16 protein-coding genes and 1 pseudogene are annotated in these 16,571 nt (G+C 62.1%); 10 read left to right on the top strand and 7 right to left on the bottom strand.

Annotated features, from left to right (window positions below):
• Positions 1–85 precede the first annotated feature (85 nt).
• Entirely contained in the window at positions 86–307 is a 222-nt protein-coding gene (locus tag ACPPVP_RS25310) for a hypothetical protein (protein WP_426525536.1), read from the bottom strand.
• 66 nt (positions 308–373) lie between these two features.
• On the opposite strand from ACPPVP_RS25310, the gene ACPPVP_RS25305 reads away from it, so the two are divergent.
• Together ACPPVP_RS25305 and mtnK are read left to right on the top strand one after the other, a co-directional pair.
• Positions 374–982, top strand: coding sequence for a class I SAM-dependent methyltransferase (locus ACPPVP_RS25305; RefSeq protein WP_426525534.1), 609 nt, complete (start codon positions 374–376; stop codon positions 980–982).
• 149 nt (positions 983–1,131) lie between these two features.
• Positions 1,132–2,442: an S-methyl-5-thioribose kinase gene (gene mtnK / locus ACPPVP_RS25300; protein ID WP_426525532.1), complete on the top strand. Its 1,311-nt coding sequence runs from the start codon at positions 1,132–1,134 to the stop codon at positions 2,440–2,442.
• Positions 2,443–2,487: 45 nt separating this feature from the next.
• Here the strand turns inward: mtnK and ACPPVP_RS25295 are convergent, their stop codons facing one another.
• Positions 2,488–2,886, bottom strand: coding sequence for a calcium-binding protein (locus ACPPVP_RS25295; RefSeq protein ID WP_426525530.1), 399 nt, complete (start codon positions 2,884–2,886; stop codon positions 2,488–2,490).
• A gap of 208 nt (positions 2,887–3,094) precedes the next feature.
• Positions 3,095–4,018 (bottom strand): annotated as a pseudogene (gene fusA / locus ACPPVP_RS25290) (elongation factor G); the annotation flags it as partial.
• A 7-nt stretch (positions 4,019–4,025) separates the two neighbouring features.
• Between fusA and ACPPVP_RS25285 the strand changes: the two are divergent.
• Both ACPPVP_RS25285 and ACPPVP_RS25280 read left to right on the top strand, forming a co-directional pair.
• Positions 4,026–5,654: a hypothetical protein gene (locus ACPPVP_RS25285; protein ID WP_426525528.1), complete on the top strand. Its 1,629-nt coding sequence runs from the start codon at positions 4,026–4,028 to the stop codon at positions 5,652–5,654.
• A 70-nt stretch (positions 5,655–5,724) separates the two neighbouring features.
• Positions 5,725–6,117, top strand: a complete 393-nt coding sequence (locus tag ACPPVP_RS25280; RefSeq protein WP_426525526.1) for a hypothetical protein — start codon at positions 5,725–5,727, stop codon at positions 6,115–6,117.
• A gap of 114 nt (positions 6,118–6,231) precedes the next feature.
• Here ACPPVP_RS25280 and ACPPVP_RS25275 read toward each other — a convergent pair whose 3' ends face one another.
• The 4 genes from ACPPVP_RS25275 to ACPPVP_RS25260 all read right to left on the bottom strand — a co-directional run bounded on the left by ACPPVP_RS25275 (position 6,232) and on the right by ACPPVP_RS25260 (position 10,356).
• Positions 6,232–7,266, bottom strand: coding sequence for an ABC transporter permease (locus ACPPVP_RS25275; protein WP_426525524.1), 1,035 nt, complete (start codon positions 7,264–7,266; stop codon positions 6,232–6,234).
• Between the two features lie 10 nt (positions 7,267–7,276).
• Entirely contained in the window at positions 7,277–8,776 is a 1,500-nt protein-coding gene (locus ACPPVP_RS25270) for a sugar ABC transporter ATP-binding protein (protein ID WP_426525522.1), read from the bottom strand.
• 6 nt (positions 8,777–8,782) lie between these two features.
• Positions 8,783–9,802, bottom strand: coding sequence for a sugar ABC transporter substrate-binding protein (locus ACPPVP_RS25265; RefSeq protein WP_426525520.1), 1,020 nt, complete (start codon positions 9,800–9,802; stop codon positions 8,783–8,785).
• A 152-nt stretch (positions 9,803–9,954) separates the two neighbouring features.
• On the bottom strand, positions 9,955–10,356 hold the full coding sequence (locus ACPPVP_RS25260; RefSeq protein WP_426538046.1) for a globin: 402 nt from the start codon (positions 10,354–10,356) through the stop codon (positions 9,955–9,957).
• 497 nt (positions 10,357–10,853) lie between these two features.
• On the opposite strand from ACPPVP_RS25260, the gene ACPPVP_RS25255 reads away from it, so the two are divergent.
• The 6 genes from ACPPVP_RS25255 (at position 10,854) to ACPPVP_RS25230 (ending at position 16,569) form a co-directional block, all read left to right on the top strand.
• Complete coding sequence (locus ACPPVP_RS25255) at positions 10,854–11,222, top strand: DUF2946 domain-containing protein (RefSeq protein ID WP_426525518.1); 369 nt, start codon at positions 10,854–10,856, stop codon at positions 11,220–11,222.
• A gap of 93 nt (positions 11,223–11,315) precedes the next feature.
• Positions 11,316–13,700 carry a TonB-dependent receptor domain-containing protein gene (locus ACPPVP_RS25250; protein ID WP_426525516.1) on the top strand — a complete coding sequence of 795 codons (2,385 nt, stop codon included), beginning with the start codon at positions 11,316–11,318 and terminating at the stop codon, positions 13,698–13,700.
• Positions 13,701–13,728: 28 nt separating this feature from the next.
• Positions 13,729–14,943, top strand: coding sequence for a sialidase family protein (locus ACPPVP_RS25245; protein ID WP_426525514.1), 1,215 nt, complete (start codon positions 13,729–13,731; stop codon positions 14,941–14,943).
• A complete protein-coding gene (locus ACPPVP_RS25240) occupies positions 14,940–15,440 on the top strand; it encodes a TlpA family protein disulfide reductase (protein ID WP_426525512.1) in 501 nt (166 codons plus the stop codon). The genes ACPPVP_RS25245 and ACPPVP_RS25240 overlap by 4 nt, the downstream gene beginning before the upstream one ends.
• 106 nt (positions 15,441–15,546) lie before the next feature.
• Positions 15,547–16,041, top strand: a complete 495-nt coding sequence (locus ACPPVP_RS25235; RefSeq protein ID WP_426525510.1) for a copper chaperone PCu(A)C — start codon at positions 15,547–15,549, stop codon at positions 16,039–16,041.
• 9 nt (positions 16,042–16,050) lie between these two features.
• The gene (locus ACPPVP_RS25230) at positions 16,051–16,569 is read left to right on the top strand and encodes a YcnI family protein (RefSeq protein WP_426525508.1); all 519 of its coding nucleotides are present in this window, start codon (positions 16,051–16,053) and stop codon (positions 16,567–16,569) included.
• Positions 16,570–16,571: the final 2 nt, after the last annotated feature.

Genomic DNA, 16,571 nt, shown 5'->3' with positions numbered 1-16,571 from the left:
AACGAAAGTCCCCGGAGATGATCTCTCCGAGGGCCCTTAGATCGTTCGACTTGGGTACATCCGCCAAACTCGAACGACGCTCCTCTCAACATCTCGCCACGGCCCGCGGGTTCTTTCTGTCGGTCTTGCGCTTGGTGCGCTGCTTCAGAATAGGGAAGGGCACGATCATCTTTCTCTCGCGCCAGTCGATTTGCTTCCACAGTGCAGTTCGGTCAAGCTGAACAAGGATACGATCTTCCCGAGCTACACGCTGGTCGCCGATAGCGTCTTTTGCGACTATGACCCGGTAAAAAAAAAGGGCCGACATCGGGTCGAACTTCCTGGAACGGGAAACATTCTAGGGTTCGGTGACAAGTGGTGCGCGAGTTCGCAAATGACGTCGGAAGAAGCTACCCGGATCATCGATCTCTACCAGCGCAAGGCATCGGACTGGATCGAGGGTCGCGCACGCACCAGGTTGATTGAAAAGCCCTGGCTCGATCGGTTCCTTGCGCTGCTTTCGCCTGAAGGGCGAGCCCTCGATCTCGGCTGTGGCTCCGCCGAGCCGATGGCCGCGTATCTGATCGGGCTGGGTCATCCCGTTACTGGCGTGGATTCCTCCCCGGCCATGATCGACGCCTGCCGGAAACGTTTCCCGACGCAGGAATGGATCGTCGCCGATATGCGCAAGCTTGCCTTGCAGCGGAAGTTCTCCGGCATCCTGGCGTGGGACAGTTTCTTCCACCTCTGCCATGACGATCAGCGCAACATGTTTCCGGTGTTTCGTGCGCATGCGGCGCCCCGGGCGGCGCTGATGTTCACCAGCGGGCCTGCGCATGGGGAGGCGATCGGGAGTTTTGCAGGCGAGCCGCTGTATCATGCGAGCCTCGATGCGGCCGAATATCGATCATTGCTCGATCGGAACGGGTTTAATGTGGTGTCGCACGTCGTCGAGGACCCCGACTGCGGTGGCCACACCATCTGGCTCGCGCAGCTCATTTGAGACGCAAGGTACAAATGCGGGCGGTGAACGCTGGTCGCTGACCGTGTTTTGCGACTATGATCCGGACAAGAAAAAGGCAGATATCGGATCGAATTTCCTGAAGCGGGAGTGCGTGAGACCTCCCGTACCGGCGTGGGGGGCGGACTGCGATGAGTTCAGAGCAGGGATCGGTGGCTGGACCCCCGCAGGACGAATATCGAATTCTTCATGAGGCCGATCTGCGGGACTACCTCGCGGCGGTCCCGGCCGTCGCGGCCCGGCTTGGCGGCGCTGCCGAAGCCTGGTCGATCGGCGAGGTCGGCGATGGCAACCTCAATCTTGTGTTCATCGTCAAGGGCGCGGACGGCGGGGTCGCCGTCAAGCAGGCGCTGCCTTACGTGCGGCTTGTCGGCGAAAGCTGGCCGCTGCCGTTGTCGCGTTCGCATTACGAATATTTGGCGCTGACGCATCAGGCGCGGCTGGTGCCCGGGCTGGTCCCGGCCGTGCTGCACCACAACGAGGGGCTCGCGCTGGTCGTCATGGAATTGATCGAGCCCCATATCATCATGCGCAAGGGGCTGATTGCCGGCGCGCTCTATCCGCGCTTTGTCGGGGACATCGCGACCTTTATGGCGCGCACGCTGTTTTTCTCGTCCGACCTCGCGCTTACCGCTGCCAAAAAGAAGGAAGGCATAGCGGCGTTCGCGGGCAACCATGCGCTGTGCAAGATCACTGAGGACCTGATCTTCACCGATCCCTACCGCGTAGCCGAGCAGAACCGCTGGACGCAGCCGTGGCTCGATGCCACCGCCGCCGCGTTTCGCGAGGATCTCGACCTGCATGCCGCGATTTCACGCCTCAAGCTCATCTTTCTGAACGCGCCGGAAGCGTTGATCCACGGCGACCTCCATACCGGCTCGATCATGGTAACGGAAGATTCGACGGTCGTGATTGATCCCGAATTCGCGTTCTATGGACCGATGGGCTTCGATATCGGAGCCGTCATTGCCAATCTGCTGATGGCCTATCTAGCTTCCGCCGGCCATGAAACGTCGTCGGGCGCACGGCGGGTGTTCGAGGTCTGGCTGCTGGAAACGATCGAAAACGTCTGGACGGAGTTTTCCCACGAATTCCTCGAACTCTGGCGCACGGAAGGTCACGGCGATGCCTACCCCCTGACGCTGTTTCCGGGTCCCGCCGGTGCGGCGCGTCTGGAGGTCGAGCGGCAGGCCTACATGGCGCGGCTGTTCGGCGACACTGTGGGATTCTCGGCTGCAAAAATCATCCGCCGCATTCTCGGGCTGGCGCACAATGCCGATTTCGAACTGATCGAGGATCCAAGGCAGCGGGCCATTTGCGAGGCGCGGAGCCTGCGGCTCGCGCGTGCCATGATGCTGGAGCCGTCCGCGTTCCCCACGATCGGCGCCGTGACGATGGCGGCGCGGATGGTGCGGGACTGGCTGCCGGATTTTGCCAACTGAGAGCTGCCGCTGGTGCGGCGGTTTACTCGCAAGGTCCGGTTAGCACTATTTCAGCAGCCGCAGCAGGGCCCGTCCGGCGGGCGATCTCAATTCCTTGGCGTCCAACGTTCCATCCTTGTCCGGATTGGCTGCGTTGAAGCGCTGCTCGACGACAGCAAGATATTCGTCCAGCGTCAGCGTGCCGTCATGGTCAGGATCGGCCGCAGCCAATTCCTTGGCACTCAACCTGCCACGCAACTCGCGGGCGTCGAGCGTGCCATCCCGATCCGGGTCTAGTTTGGCAAACATGGCGGACGCGGCCTTCTTCACCTCGGCCAGATCGAGGGTACCATCATTGTCGGAGTCGAACATCTTGATCGGGCTGACGCGGTCCTTCGCCAAGGCGGGACCGGAAAATGCCACAGCGGCAGCCAGCGCTAGACCAACGAATGGGCGTGAAATCATGCTCTGATCTCCCAAGAAAATTCAGTTGCAGGTACATGCACTAATAAGCGGTCACGGTATCAGTTCCAACCCGTCGCGCACCAATCACTTTAGCCGAGTGCGATCCTGCCCGCAGCTATTTTGAATGGACGCGTCACAAAGCCGGAGGGTGGCTGGCCTGGCTTCCCAAAGGGGCGGAGGCAACAGCCACTGCATTCCGTTGGGGCGTTCAGGCTCGCATCCCGATCGCAGGCCGAAATGGCGGATCGTCTTCGGGCGAAGGTGGCGCAGGAGCGTAGTGATCGAATTGCATTTGGAACGTGGCGCGTCCCTGGCTCATCGAGCGCAGGTTGTTCACGTACCCGAACATTTGCATGAGCGGCACCGTCGCGTTGATGACATTGGCATTGCCGCGCATGTCCTGACCCAGGATCTGGCCGCCCCGCGAATTCAGGTCGCCGATGACCGGGCCGGTACAGTCTTCCGGGGTGACCACTTCGACCCTCATGACCGGCTCGAGCAGAACGGACTTGCCCTTCTGCAGCGCTTCGCGGAATGCCGCGCGCGCCGCGATCTCGAACGCCCGCACCGAAGAGTCGACGTCGTGATACTTGGCGTCGACCAGTTGGACCCTGACGTCCACGACCGGGAAGCCGGCGACCACGCCGGCGGAGAGCACACCTTCGAGACCCTTTTCAATGCCGGGGATGTATTCCTTCATCGCGCCGTCGCCGATCTTTGATTCGAACGCGTAGCCCTTGCCTGGCTCGTTGGGCTCGACGATGAATTTAACGGACGCGAACTCACCTTTCGGGCCGAAAATCTTCTTGTGAGTGTATTCCACTTCGACTTTCGGGCCGAAAATGTTCTTGTAAGTGTATTCCACTTCGACGCGCTGAGTCATGCGCTCGCGAAACGCCACCTGCAGCGCGCCGATATTGGCGTCGACCTCGTAGGTGCGCCTGAGGATGTCGATCTTGGTGTCGAGATGGAGTTCACCCATGCCCTTCAAAATGGTCATGCCGGACTCCAGATCGGTCGACACGCGGAACGACGGATCTTCAGCGGCAAGCTTCGCCAGCGCGATGTCGAGCTTTTCCCGGTCGGCCTTTGACTTCGGCTCGATCGCGACTTCGACCAGCCCTGGCTGCGGCGTATGGATGTCATCCGGCATCGTTCAATCCCCAAACCTTCAATCATTCGACCAGGATCAGGGGGATAATACCCGGCTTCATCGACGGTGGCGCGGCTATTCCACTGTCCCTTCCCGCAACTGCTGCGCATGGACGCTGATGACGCGCGCGGCCGCGGATCAAGATCTTCAGGCGGCGCGCTGCCGGCACCCCGTTGTCTCGCATTCGCTTTATGGTAAAGTTTTTTGCCTGAATTTCCTGGATGGACCGTTCGTCGCCAATTGCTCAGCGGGCAACGTGAGCGAAACCTGGCACATCACCCTCGTGCACGGCACGTTCGCCAGGAACGCGGCCTGGACGCGGCCGGGCTCGGCCCTGCGCGAGCATCTTGAGACTCACCTGCCCGGGCCCGTCGTGTATCACCGGTTCCGCTGGTCGGGTTGGCCGAGCCACTTCGCGCGCGACCACGCGGCGCGCCGCCTTCACGGCAGGCTTCTGAAGTGCGTGCAGAACAACGCGACCGCGCACCACTGCGTCATCGCCCACAGCCATGGCGGCAACATCGTGTGTTACGCCTTGCGCGACGCCGCCGAGCTCGTCGAGCAGCTCGACTGCATCATCACGCTTTCCACGCCATTCCTGTTGGTGCGAAGGCGCAACCTCAGCCTGTTCGGCTTGCTGTCCGCGCTGGGGAGCCTGTGCGTGGCGATATTCGGCCTCTTCCTGCTCGGGATCAGTTGGGCACTTGGCCCGTCGACGGCGGACGAGTTCTTCGACCTGCTGCGCCATGTGGCCGTAAATGGGTGGTGGTCCTACAAGAGCTGGATCGCGTGGCTGATCGGGATGTCGGTGGCCGTGCTGGTTTGGGGAGCGATGACGGTCATTGCGCGCTGGAAGGTCTGGCTCGACGCGACGCTCGCGATGCCGAACCTCGTCAGCGAGCGGTTGCTCATCGTACGCAGCTTCGCCGACGAGGCAACCGCCTTGCTGGTCGCCGCCCAGTTCTTCGAGATCGTGGTGACTATGTTTTGGGGCCGCAGCGGTGCGTTCCAACGCGCATTGCTGTCGTCAGGGACGTGGCTTGGCAAGCGGCTGGTAAAATGGTCGCAGACGCCTGTCGGCGTCGCCCTTTCCCGCCTTGTCGTCGCATGGGCGAAGCTTTCCTTTGCCGGGATGGTCGTGCTCATCCCGGTGGCATGGTATTTCTATTGGACACAGCCCGACGCCTATGTGGCGTTCTTTCTCGGGCCTTATACGCCCACCGCCAGCAGGGTTTGGGGCGGCATCGCGCTCTTCGGGGCTCCGATCGTGGTTGCGTTCGCCGCGGTCGCGTCCTTGCTTCTGCTCGTGCTCGCTTGCGGCGCCACAATCGGGTTCGTCGTTATCATCGCCAACATCTGCCTGTCGCTGCTGATGCTGGTGGTCGTGCCGGAACTCGGTCCGATGGCGTTCGTCATGGCAATCTCGGCCGAGCCGGTGCCGGGCGCTGGCATCTTCCGCGTCCTGCAGATCAGGCCGGAGCACAAGCTCGGCATGGTCGAGACGCGCTTTCACTCGACGACCTATGCGGACCCTGCTGCGCTCGATGCCATGGCGGCCTTCGTCAGGCAGCGGTTCGACGCGCCGGAGCGCCCACGCCAGGCTCCGTCACGGTAGATGCGGGCAAGAGACTTGTGCGACGGGCTTCGGCCATGAGAGTGTTGGGTCCAAACGGGGAGGGGTTCACATGACGGACGGCACTAACGACACTCTCGCTGAATTGATCGCGCAATCGCTGACGTTTCAACGCAAATGGCAGCGACTCTCGATGGTGGCCTATGTGGTGAGCACCGTCGGGGTTCTGATCTGCACCACAGGCGGTACCTACGCAGCTGCCCAGGAAAACGCGAAGGTCGCGGCGGTGCTTGCAGCGATAGCAACAATCCTGATCGGTCTCGAAAAGAGCCTGCTGTTCAGGGAGAAGTGGAAGTTTCACCTGGGGATGGCTACGCGGCTGTCCATTCTTCAGACAAAGCTCCGCCTGCCGGGTGCGGATGCCAAGGCACTCACCGACGACTACGCGGCGATCCTCGACAGCTACGCCAATTCCCTCCCGATCACGGGGCGAGAGAGCCCGTAGCCGCAGCGACGTTCGGCGTTGCTAAACCAGTGCGTGATGACTTTTCTTCCAATCGTCATCCAGCTCCATCTTTTTGTGCGAGCTTAATCTCCGGGCAAACGCCCCGATCATGTCCTAGTCGGCAGTCCGTTCCCGCAATCGCTGCGCATAGACGTTGATCACGAGCGCCGCCAGCAGGATCAGCCCACGGATCAGGATTTTCAAAAAACTGTCGATGTTGACGTGATCGAGGCCATTGTTGAGGACGCCGAGCACGAACAGGCCGACAATGGTGTTGCCGATGCCGCCGCGGCCGCCAAAGAGGCTGGTGCCGCCGACCACCACCGCGGCGATCGAATCAAGGAGATAGGTGTCGAACTCGTTCTGCTGCGCGCTGCCGAAATGCGCCACGCCCAGCATGCCGCCGATCCCCGAACAGACCGCCGAAATCACCATGACGCTGCCGAGGATCAGCTTGACGTTGAGCCCGGAATACTCCGCCGCCTCGCGGTTTCCGCCGACCATGTAAACGTAGCGGCCGAACCGGGTGTAGGTCAGCACCAGATGGCCGCCGAGCAGCATCAGCGCCGCCACGATCACGATCCAGGGAATGCCGCCGATCGATGTCGATCCGAGCGTCGTGACCAGTGGGGGCACCTTGTAGGCAATCTGTCCGCGCACCAGGAGCGCCGAGACGCCCGCTGCGATCTGCATCATCGCCAGCGTCATGATGAACGAGGGGATACCGATCACCGTCAGCCCGAACGCGTTGACGAGGCCGAGCAGGGCGCACAGCGCCAGCGCCAGCAGGATCGCGGCCCATCCGGGCATCGGGACGTTGGCGATGTTGACGTAGGAATCCTGCAGCGTGAAATAGGCGACCGCAATGCCGGTGACGTTGGCAATGGCGGCGATCGACAAATCGATCTCGGCGCACAGAATCACGAAGGTGAGGCCGACGGCGATGATGCCGGTGACCGAGATTTGCGTGAGGATGTTGCCGAGATTGTCCAGCGTCGCAAAGGAGGGGCTGGCAGCGGCGAAGAATCCGAACAGGCAGATCAACGTCAGGAACGGCGCGATGTTGCGCATCTGGGACCGCAACATTGCGGCGATCCCGCGAGGCCGTTTCCGATCCACGGCGACTGTCACGCTCTCACCTGAAGTCATGCCGGTCTCCTCACGCCGCTTCGAGCAGGCGGTCCTTGCTGATCTGTTCGTTGGCAAATTCCTGCACCACAGCGCCGCGCTTGAGCACGAGGACGCGGTCGGCGAGCGACAGCACCGTCTCGGGCTCAGTGGAGAGCACGATGATGGCAAGCCCTTTTGCGCGCAAATCTCTGACGATGTGGATGACGTCGTTCTTGGCGCCGACATCCATGCCGCGGGTCGGCTCGCACAGCACCAGCAGCCGCGGCGGATAGCTCAGCCACTTTGCCAGCGCCACCTTCTGCTGGTTGCCGCCCGACAGCATGCCGAGGTCGAGATCGACGGCCGCCGGCCTGATCCGCAATTGCTCGACCTGCCGGGTCGCGACCGCGCGTTCGCGCGACGGCTTCAGCAGCAGGGAAGAAATGCGGTCGAGGATGCTGATCGAGATGTTCTTGTAGACCGGCTCCTGCAGGAACAGCATGTCGCGGCGGCTCTCGGGCACGAAGGCGATCCCGGCGCGGCGGGCACCCGCCGTGCTGCGGAAGGCTGTTTGTTCTCCGGCGATCGTAAGCGCGCCCTGGTCCGGCTTGAGCTTGCCAAACAGGATCCTTGCCAGTTCGAGTTGCCCGCATCCCATGAAACCGTAGATGCCGAGCACTTCGCCGGCACGGACGTCAAACGAAACCTCCCGCAGGCTGCGGGCCAGCGAAAGCCCGGTCGCATTCAGCACCACCGGCTGATCGGTCGGCGGCGGCAGCATGATGTCGTGGCTGTAGGTCTCTTCCAGCGCCTCGCGGCCTTTGCCGATCATCGCCTCGATCAATGCGGGCTTGCTCGTCTCTGATGCTGCGGTCTCGGCGACCTTCCTGCCGTTGCGGAACACCGTCACGGTGTCGGAGACGCGCAGGATGTCCTCGATGAAATGCGAAATGAAGACGATGCTGGTGCCTTCGTCCCGCAGCCGTTTCAGCGTCGCGAACAGGCGCTCCACTTCCGGCGGCGACAGCGCCGAGGTCGGCTCGTCGAGAATGATGATGCGGGCGCCCGAGGACAGCACGCGGGCGATCTCGATCAGTTGCTGCAGCCCGATCGGCAGGTCGCCGAGCCGCGACATTGGGTCGACGTCGATGCCGAACCGCTTCAATTGCTCGCCGGCCTCGCGCGCCATCCGCCGCCATTGCACGAGGCCGAAGCGGTTGGTCGGCTGGCTGCCCAGAAACACGTTCTCGGCCACGGTTAGATCAGGCGCCACGCTGAGTTCCTGATGCACCATCGCGATCCCGGCCGCATGCGCGTCGCGTACCGAACGAAAGCGGGTCTCCCGGCCGTCGAGCACGAACCGGCCGGAAAAATCCGCATGCACGCCGGCGATGATCTTCATCAGCGTGCTTTTGCCCGCGCCGTTCTCGCCGACGAGACCGTGGATCTCGCCGGCGGTCAGCGCGAAGTCGACACCACGAAGCGCCTCGACGCCGCCGAAGGCCTTCGTGATGTCGTGGAGTTCGAGGATGGGCTGTCCCCTGGGCATGCTGGCTCAGATCAGGAAGTGTTCCTCCATCCATTGCATGCCGGCCGCGTTGGCTTTCGTCACCACCGGGCCGTCCGTGATCACGTGCTTCGGGATGCCCTGTCCGCTCTTCTCGCCTGCGGTCACCGCGGCGACGCCGGCGATGATGGCGCCGCCATGAATGCGGCAGGAGGGGTTGCGGACGGTCGCGAACATGCGGCCTTCGCTCACCGCCTGGATTGCCGGCGGCATGGCGTCGACGCCGCCGATCAGGATGTTGGTGCGGTTGCGCGCCTTCATGATGTTGGCGGCGGCCAGCGCCATGTCGTCATTGTGGAAGAACGCCGCATCGATCTGCGGATACTTCGTCAAATAGGTCTCCCACAGCCGTGCCGCCTTCGAGACGTCCCAATCCGCCGGCTGGGTGTCGAGCACCTCGATGTTCGGGAACTGCTTGACGACGGACTCAAAACCCTTGGCGCGGCCTTGGGCGCCGGTATGGCCGAGCGCACCTTGCGTCATGATGACCTTGCCCTTGCCGCCGATGGCGTTGCAAAGCGCCTGCGTCACCGATGCGCCCATGAACTCATTGTCGGGCGCCAGGAACGAATGAACCTTGAGCTGGTCGAGTGGGGCGATCAGCGTGTCCATGTCGATCACGGGTGTGCCGGCGTCGATCATCTTCTGCACGGGTTGGGTCAGCGTTCCGATGCCGAACGCCTGGATGGCGACAAAATCCCATTTCTGCGAGGCCATGTTGTCGATCGCGGCGCGCTGCTTGACCGCGTCGAGCTGGCCGTCGAACCAGGTGACCTCGACGTTGAACAGCTTGCCCCACCATTCCGCCGCCTGCTTGCCCTGGGCGCACCAGGTGGCCTGCAGGCCGGCGTTGGAGAATGCCGCCTTTAGCGGTTTTTCCGACCGTGCTGCCGCCGCCAGCGCCGGGCTGATGCCCAGCCCGCCGAGCAGGGCGGTTGCCGCGCCGCCAGTCGCCGCCGCCTGAAGAAGATTACGCCTTGTCGTTGAGGATTTCTCAGTCCCGGACATCGCTCGCTCCCTCGCTGTCGTTGTTTTTTTACCGACGGCGTCGATTGCACGCACCGCGGCTGGAGGCAGTGTTTCACACTCGGCGCATTTGCGCCACCGGCCGACTTGATCGCCAGTATCAATGAGCTGCGGGAGTTTTGGAGCTGGTTAGTTCACTGCGCTGCAACGAAACTTTCGATGTCGCCGAGCAGCTTCCGCCACGCCGCATCGATGTCGTCCGACCAGTCCGCGCCGACAATCTCACGCAGCGTCTGCGCAACGACGCCGAAGAACGCCAAGAACAACTCGCGCGGCGTGCCGTAGGCGTCGTGCGAGGAAACTTCCGAGGTGATGAGGCGGAAATGACCGTTGCGTTCTCCGGCGAAATCCAGAATGGCGTCGATCGTCAAGGCCAGCATCGAACCCTTGACGAGTTCGCTGCCCTCGGTGCGGAACATCGTCCGTGCTTCGGGATGCGCGTCGAACAGCCGGCGATAGACCAGCGGCGTCAGATCCTCGCAACGCTCGGCGGCCAGTTCAAAACTTCGTTCGATTGGATTTGGCGATGCCATCATTGCCGTTCGTGATCGTCTTGAAAAAAGACGGCTTTGAAAACAAGATGCTCTCGAAAAAAAAGAGCAGGGCATCAAGCCCTGCTCAAAAATTGTGTCGACCCTTAATTTCCCCGAAAACTTGGATTTGATCTTGATTGTCGAGGCGACGCTGCTTGTGCGCGTCAGGGCTCCTCCCGAGACTTGGACCACCAAGCTTGAGCCTCTCGGCCAGCCTGAGCTTGAATTGGTAGACCATCTTTTTCGTCTTGTCACCATTTTCGGCAACCTTTGTTCAAAATTCCAGCAATCTGCGAAATGATTGGGAATGTACTACTGATGGTTGTGGGTTTTGCTGCAATACCCCCGAAGCTTGGTATCGGGGTATGGCGCCCTTCAAAAGCTGCAAAACGCATCTCTTTTCGCCAGCTTTATTCCCTAAAGCGGCAATATAGTTCCGGGAACCTGATCTCGACTTCGGACTCTCTTGGTGATTAAGGTCTGAAGCGGATGGGTTTGCGATGCGCCGGCTGAAAAATTTTCTGCCAATTGTCCTGATCGCCCTGGCGGTGCAGATTTTTGCACCGATCGGCGCATGCTGGGCGGCGACCATCGCGGCCTCCGATCCGCTCGCTGGCGCCGTCATCTGCCACGGCAATGCCGCACCCGGCTCAGGGCAGACCGATCAGACCGGCCACCGCGCCCATGACGGATGCTGTTCGGTTTGCAGCGTGCTGCAAACCGGTGCGCCGGTCGACGTGCCGCAGATCGCGGCGATCGATGTCGACAGGGTTGCCGAGCAGGTCGCCTGGTTCGATTTTGCCTTCCGGCTAACGAACGCTCGCGCCGGTTCGCATGCGCAGGCGCGCGCCCCTCCCGCCATTTCCTGACGATTTGGAACACCCAATGACCGGTGCGGCGATTGCCGTGCCGGTTGGTGCAGTAATTCAAGCCAGCCAGAGAGCTGGCGTCAGGAATATCTTATGTATCGTTATTATGCCTTGGGTGGCGTGAGCTTGGCCGTGCTTGGCAGCGCGCTCGCCCTCATGCCGTCGGCCGCGGAGGCCCAGACGGCGTTGCCGGCGGTGACCGTCGAGGCGCCACGCGGAACGACCGCCAGACCTGCGGCCCGAAAGCCGGCCGTCCGTTCTTCCGCCAGGACGCAGGCGCGGCCGCCTTCGGCCAACCCCGCGCCATCAGCATCGCTAACCGCGGGCATCACCCCGAGCGTGGCGCGCGCGCTTCTCTACCAGGCGCCAACCGGCCAGACCGAGACGACGATCGATCGCAGCCAATTCGACAACCGGCCGGCGTTTTCCGTGGCCGACGTGCTGCGCGAGAGCCCGGGCATCTCGGTGAAGCAGGGCAACGGGCCGCGCGACATCGGCATCTCGATCCGCGGCTCCAACGCCCGCAACGGATTTGGCATCCGCAACCTCGTGATCTTCGACGACGGCTTTCCGGTCACGCAGCCGGACGGTCTTTCCCGCAGCGACCTGATCGACCCCAAAGCCTATGGCGCGATCGACGTGATCCGGGGGCCGTCGTCAGCACTCTATGGCAACTACGCCACCGGCGGCGCGCTCAATTTCCGCACCCGCCCGGGCCGCACCATCGATGGGGTCGAGTACGGCGTCGAGGGCGGCAGCTTTGGCTATCTCAACAACTACCTCGCCGCAGGCAAGAAGGTCGGCAATTTCGAGTACTCGCTGTTTACCAGCGACGCGCGCGGCGACGGATTTATCCAGAATAGCTGGTTCAATACCCAGACCGTCAATTTTCTCGGCACGTTGCACGCGACGCCTGACGATCGCTTCACCGTCAAGTTCATTAACAACAATCTCGACACCCGCCTTCCGGTCCGGCTGTCGCTTAACCAGTACTATCAAAACCCCTTCCAGCAGGGCTGCGAAATGGCCGGCGTGGCAGGCTGTGGGTCGGTGCCGCTGTTCAACAACGGCTTCAACGGCACAAAGAGTTCGCTCAGCGCGGTGCAGGCAGGGCTCGGCCGCGAGGATCGCCGCACCATCGTCGGCGGTCGCTGGGAGCACGACTTCGACAACACGACCACCTGGCGCAACCAGTTTGTGTTCGACGACCGCAATATCAGCCAGCCAACGGGAGCCACCAGCGCGATCGGCGATTTCCCGTCCTACAACTACATGAGCGACGTCACCAAGCGTGGTGAGATATTCGGGCTGGAATCGACGACGTATTTCGGCGCGTTCTACAACACGCTGACGGCGTCAAGCGATACGCGCAATGTCATGCCGGGCGGCAACGCCAGGCTCGGCCTTCTGCAGAGCAACACGTTCAGCGATACGTCGAACTATGGCGTTCGCGCGCGTGAAGAACTGAAGCTGACGTCGAACCTGACGGCGGTCGCCGGCATCGGATGGGAAGCCACCCATCTCAAGGGGATCAACACCACTTACGCCTACAACACGCCCAATGTCCCTACGGCGACGCCGGGGGTACCGATTATTGCCGACCGGCAATTTCAGAACACGGCGCCCGAGTTCGCACTGCTCTACAAGCTGAATCCCGAGTGGCTGTTCCGCGCGCGTGTTGCCACAGGTTATGGCACGCCGCAGGTCGGCAATCTCTTCATCCTTTCCGACGGCACCAACGGCAATAATACGCAGCTAAAGACGCAGCAGAACCTCGGTTACGACATCGGGTTCGACTGGACGCCGAACAGCACGCTCAAATTCAGTGCGACCGGCTTCTATGAATTCTTCAAGAACGAACTGGTTTCGCAGGCCACCCAGGTCGGCGCAACCAATGCAAGCTTCACGTTCAACGCCCCGAAATCGGAGCATCGCGGCGTCGAGCTTGCCGCCGACTGGAAGTTCTATCCCGGCTGGCGGTTTACGGCCGCCTACACCTATCTCGACGAGGTCTACACAGAATACACCGAGAACTTCGTCAACGGCGCGACGTTCAGCTTCAACCGCGCCGGCAACAAGATCCCCGGCATCTCGCCACACGAACTGACGGCGCGGCTCGGCTACGATCAAATGTGGGGGCCGCTCGCAGGCCTCGGGGCGTTCGTCGAGGTCCAGTGGAAAGACTCGTTCTACATGGACAACGCCAATCTCCTGAAGGCGCCCGGCTACGAACTCGTCAATCTCAACGTCCACTACAACACGGACCTCAAGTCCGACTACTTCAAGTCGTTGAGCATGTATGCCGAAGTCAGGAACGTGTTTGACCGCACCTATGTGGCTTCCGCCAACAACATCGGCAACGCGGTCACGGCTGCCGGCGTTCAAAACCCCGCGAGCGTGCTGGCGAACACCACCGGGTCGATCTATGCCGGCTCGCCGCGCGCGTTCATCGCGGGAATAAAGCTGGCTTTCAAATGATAGGACATCCTGCAGGAGGAGTACGGCCATGCTGCGAATGAGTTTGCTCGCGACGCTCGCTTTCTCGCTATGCCAGACCGCGGCTCAAGCGCAAATGAGCCATCATCAGCATGCCTCGGAAGCGGCGTGCGAGGAGGTCGAGCTGCGCTGCGCCTCGAAGGTGACGCCGGCCTTTGCGTCCGATGGCACGCTGTGGCTCGCCTGGATGGCGGGCGGCCGGGTCTCGGTGGCGAGCTCCAAGGATCAGGGACGCAGCTTTTCGGCGCCGGTTCAGGTGAGCCAGGAAAAGCTCAACCTCGACTGGGGGCCGGATGCGCGTCCCCAGATCGTCGTCGAGAAGAATGGCGGCATCGCATTGGCGTTTTCGATCTTCCGGGACAAGGCGTTCAACGGCCAGGTGCTCGCCACCAGGTCGATCGACGGCGGCCGGAGCTTTGCCGAGTTGCAGCCGATCACCGCGAACAACGAAAGCCAGCGCTTTGCGGCGCTCGGCCTCGATGCTGATGGCTCGGTGTTCGCGGCCTGGATCGACAAGCGCAACCGGGTGCCCGCGCAGCAGGAGGGTAAAAAATACGAAGGCGCAGGGGTGTTCTTCGCGTCGTCAAAGGACGGCGGCGCATCCTATGCCGAGGCGCGGATTGCCAGCGACAACACCTGCGAATGCTGCCGGCTCGGTCTGGCGTTCGCCGGCCCCGGCCGTCCCGTGCTGGTGTTCCGGAACATTTTTGAAGGCGGTGTGCGGGATCACGCCGTCATGACGTTCACCGATCCGGCGACGCCGGGCGAGGTGCGCCGCGTCAGCAACGATGACTGGCAGATTTCCGCATGCCCGCACCATGGCCCCAGTGTCTCGATCTCGCCGGCCGGCACCTATCACGTGGCGTGGTACACCAACGGCAAGGCCCGCAAGGGGCTGTTCTATGCTCGCTCGGATGACGAAGGGCGCACGTTTTCCGATCCGCTTCCGCTCGGCCGTTCCGACCGCAACCCCACACGGCCCTACGTGCTGACCGGTCCGCGCGGCGCCACCATGGTCTGGAAGGAGTTCGACGGCGAGAAGACCTCGGTCAACGCGATGATCTCGCATGATGAGGGCAAGAGCTGGTCGAAGCCTGTCACCATTGCCTCGACGACGGACACATCCGACCATCCGCTGCTGGTCAGCGACGGACAGGCGACCTACCTTTCCTGGATGACCAAGGCCGACGGATACCGCCTGCTGCCGATCGGAGACGGATCATGAAGCGCTGCCTGCTGGCTGCAATATTTCTCGTTCTCTCTCTGACTGCCGGGCCGGCAGCGGAGACGCCTTCCGAGCTCAAGCCCTTCGTGCGGGGAAGCTGGCAGGAAATGCTGCGTTCGCACAAGGGGCGTCCGACGCTGGTGCATTTCTGGGGCGTCACCTGCGGCCCCTGCAAGGTCGAATTGCCGCTGCTCGGGCAGTTCATGAAGGACCATTCCGAGCTCGACGTCGTGATGATCAGCGCCGATCTCGTCCCGAATCTGCCGGGTGCCGCGCGCGGGATGCTGGAGAAGGCCGGGCTGGGGACGGCGGAGAACTGGCTTTTCGCCGACGGTTTTGTCGAACGCCTCCGGTTCGAGATCGACCCGGCCTGGCAGGGCGAGATCCCGCGCACGCTGCTGATCGCGCGGGACGGCACCGTCACCACGATCGAGGGTTCGGCCGAAATGCCGGACCTCGAAAAATGGCTGGCTCAGCAAAAAGTGGCGAGCAAATAAAGACACTCCCGTTATTGTGAATATTAACATTGCGTTCTCAAGTTAAGGCAACAGCGGGCCGGTCGTCCGCTGTGCCGGCCATACTTCATAAATCGAAAGACATACGATGAAACCTGTTCTGCAATTCTTCGCCTTCGCCGCCTTGCTTGCTGTCCTGGGTGCGCCCGCGCACGCCCAGGAGGTCAAGGCCGGCGATCTTGTCATTACGCAGCCCTGGAGCCGCGCGACGCCCGGCGGCGCGAAGATTGCGGGCGGCTTTCTCACGATCGAAAACAAGGGCGCGGCGCCGGACCGGCTGATCAGCGGGGCCGGCGATATCGCGGGCAAGGTCGAAATTCACGAAATGGCGATGAACAACGGCGTCATGACCATGCGTCCGCTGGACAAGGGCCTCGTGATCGAGCCCGGCAAGACCGTCAAGCTGGCGCCGGGCGGTTACCATTTGATGCTGATGGATCTCAAGCAGCCCTTCAAGCAGGGCGACAAGGTGCCGATCACGCTCGAATTCGAGAAGGCCGGCAAGGTCGCGCTGTCGTTCGACGTGCAGGGCGTCGGTGCACAGGCCCCGGCGGCGCACGATCATCCCGGCATCAAGAAATAGGGGCGGCTAATGTCAAAAGGTGCTTTTGTTATCACAGCCGTTGCCGCGTTCGCGGCCTCTCCGGCAATCGCGCATGTCACCCTCGAAAAGCGGCAGGCGCCGGTCGGCTCGTACTACAAGGCGGTGTTTGCCGTGCCGCATGGCTGCGCGGGATCGGCGACGGTCAAGTTGCGGGTGCAAATTCCGGAAGGAGTGATCGGCATCAAGCCGATGCCCAAGCCGGGCTGGACCCTCGAGATGGTCAAGGGCAAATACGCCACGGAGTACGAGTTTCACGGCAGCAAATTGTCCGAAGGCGTCAAGGAAGTGGTGTGGAGCGGCGGCAAGCTAGCCGACGACAATTTCGATGAATTTGTCTTCTCCAGCTTTCTCACGCAGGGCCTGAAGCCGGATACCACGCTGTATTTCCCGGTGGTGCAGGAATGCGAGCAGGGGGTCAGCCGCTGGATCGATATTCCCTCGGAAGGCGGCCATGCGCATGACAGCAAGACGCCGGCGCCGGGCCTCAAGCTGATCGCAAAACCGTAAAG

It is taken from the genome of Bradyrhizobium sp. McL0615 (assembly GCF_049993905.1).
Taxonomy (GTDB): domain Bacteria; phylum Pseudomonadota; class Alphaproteobacteria; order Rhizobiales; family Xanthobacteraceae; genus Bradyrhizobium.
The sequence above is the reverse complement of the archived record's forward strand: the minus strand, read 5'-3'. Positions and strand labels throughout refer to the sequence as shown.

Excerpts from the sequence above, each read along its gene's own strand:
- ACPPVP_RS25270 (WP_426525522.1), bottom strand. The coding sequence starts at position 8,776 with ATGCCCAGGGGACAGCCCATCCTCGAACTCCACGACATCACGAAGGCC.
- ACPPVP_RS25260 (WP_426538046.1), bottom strand. The coding sequence starts at position 10,356 with ATGATGGCATCGCCAAATCCAATCGAACGAAGTTTTGAACTGGCCGCC.
- ACPPVP_RS25295 (WP_426525530.1), bottom strand. The coding sequence starts at position 2,886 with ATGATTTCACGCCCATTCGTTGGTCTAGCGCTGGCTGCCGCTGTGGCA.
- ACPPVP_RS25230 (WP_426525508.1), top strand. The coding sequence starts at position 16,051 with ATGTCAAAAGGTGCTTTTGTTATCACAGCCGTTGCCGCGTTCGCGGCC.
- ACPPVP_RS25280 (WP_426525526.1), top strand. The coding sequence starts at position 5,725 with ATGACGGACGGCACTAACGACACTCTCGCTGAATTGATCGCGCAATCG.
- ACPPVP_RS25250 (WP_426525516.1), top strand. The coding sequence starts at position 11,316 with ATGTATCGTTATTATGCCTTGGGTGGCGTGAGCTTGGCCGTGCTTGGC.
- ACPPVP_RS25265 (WP_426525520.1), bottom strand. The coding sequence starts at position 9,802 with ATGTCCGGGACTGAGAAATCCTCAACGACAAGGCGTAATCTTCTTCAG.
- ACPPVP_RS25305 (WP_426525534.1), top strand. The coding sequence starts at position 374 with ATGACGTCGGAAGAAGCTACCCGGATCATCGATCTCTACCAGCGCAAG.
- ACPPVP_RS25255 (WP_426525518.1), top strand. The coding sequence starts at position 10,854 with ATGCGCCGGCTGAAAAATTTTCTGCCAATTGTCCTGATCGCCCTGGCG.
- ACPPVP_RS25285 (WP_426525528.1), top strand. The coding sequence starts at position 4,026 with ATGTCATCCGGCATCGTTCAATCCCCAAACCTTCAATCATTCGACCAG.
- ACPPVP_RS25240 (WP_426525512.1), top strand. The coding sequence starts at position 14,940 with ATGAAGCGCTGCCTGCTGGCTGCAATATTTCTCGTTCTCTCTCTGACT.
- ACPPVP_RS25245 (WP_426525514.1), top strand. The coding sequence starts at position 13,729 with ATGCTGCGAATGAGTTTGCTCGCGACGCTCGCTTTCTCGCTATGCCAG.
- ACPPVP_RS25310 (WP_426525536.1), bottom strand. The coding sequence starts at position 307 with ATGTCGGCCCTTTTTTTTTACCGGGTCATAGTCGCAAAAGACGCTATC.
- ACPPVP_RS25235 (WP_426525510.1), top strand. The coding sequence starts at position 15,547 with ATGAAACCTGTTCTGCAATTCTTCGCCTTCGCCGCCTTGCTTGCTGTC.
- mtnK (WP_426525532.1), top strand. The coding sequence starts at position 1,132 with ATGAGTTCAGAGCAGGGATCGGTGGCTGGACCCCCGCAGGACGAATAT.
- ACPPVP_RS25275 (WP_426525524.1), bottom strand. The coding sequence starts at position 7,266 with ATGACTTCAGGTGAGAGCGTGACAGTCGCCGTGGATCGGAAACGGCCT.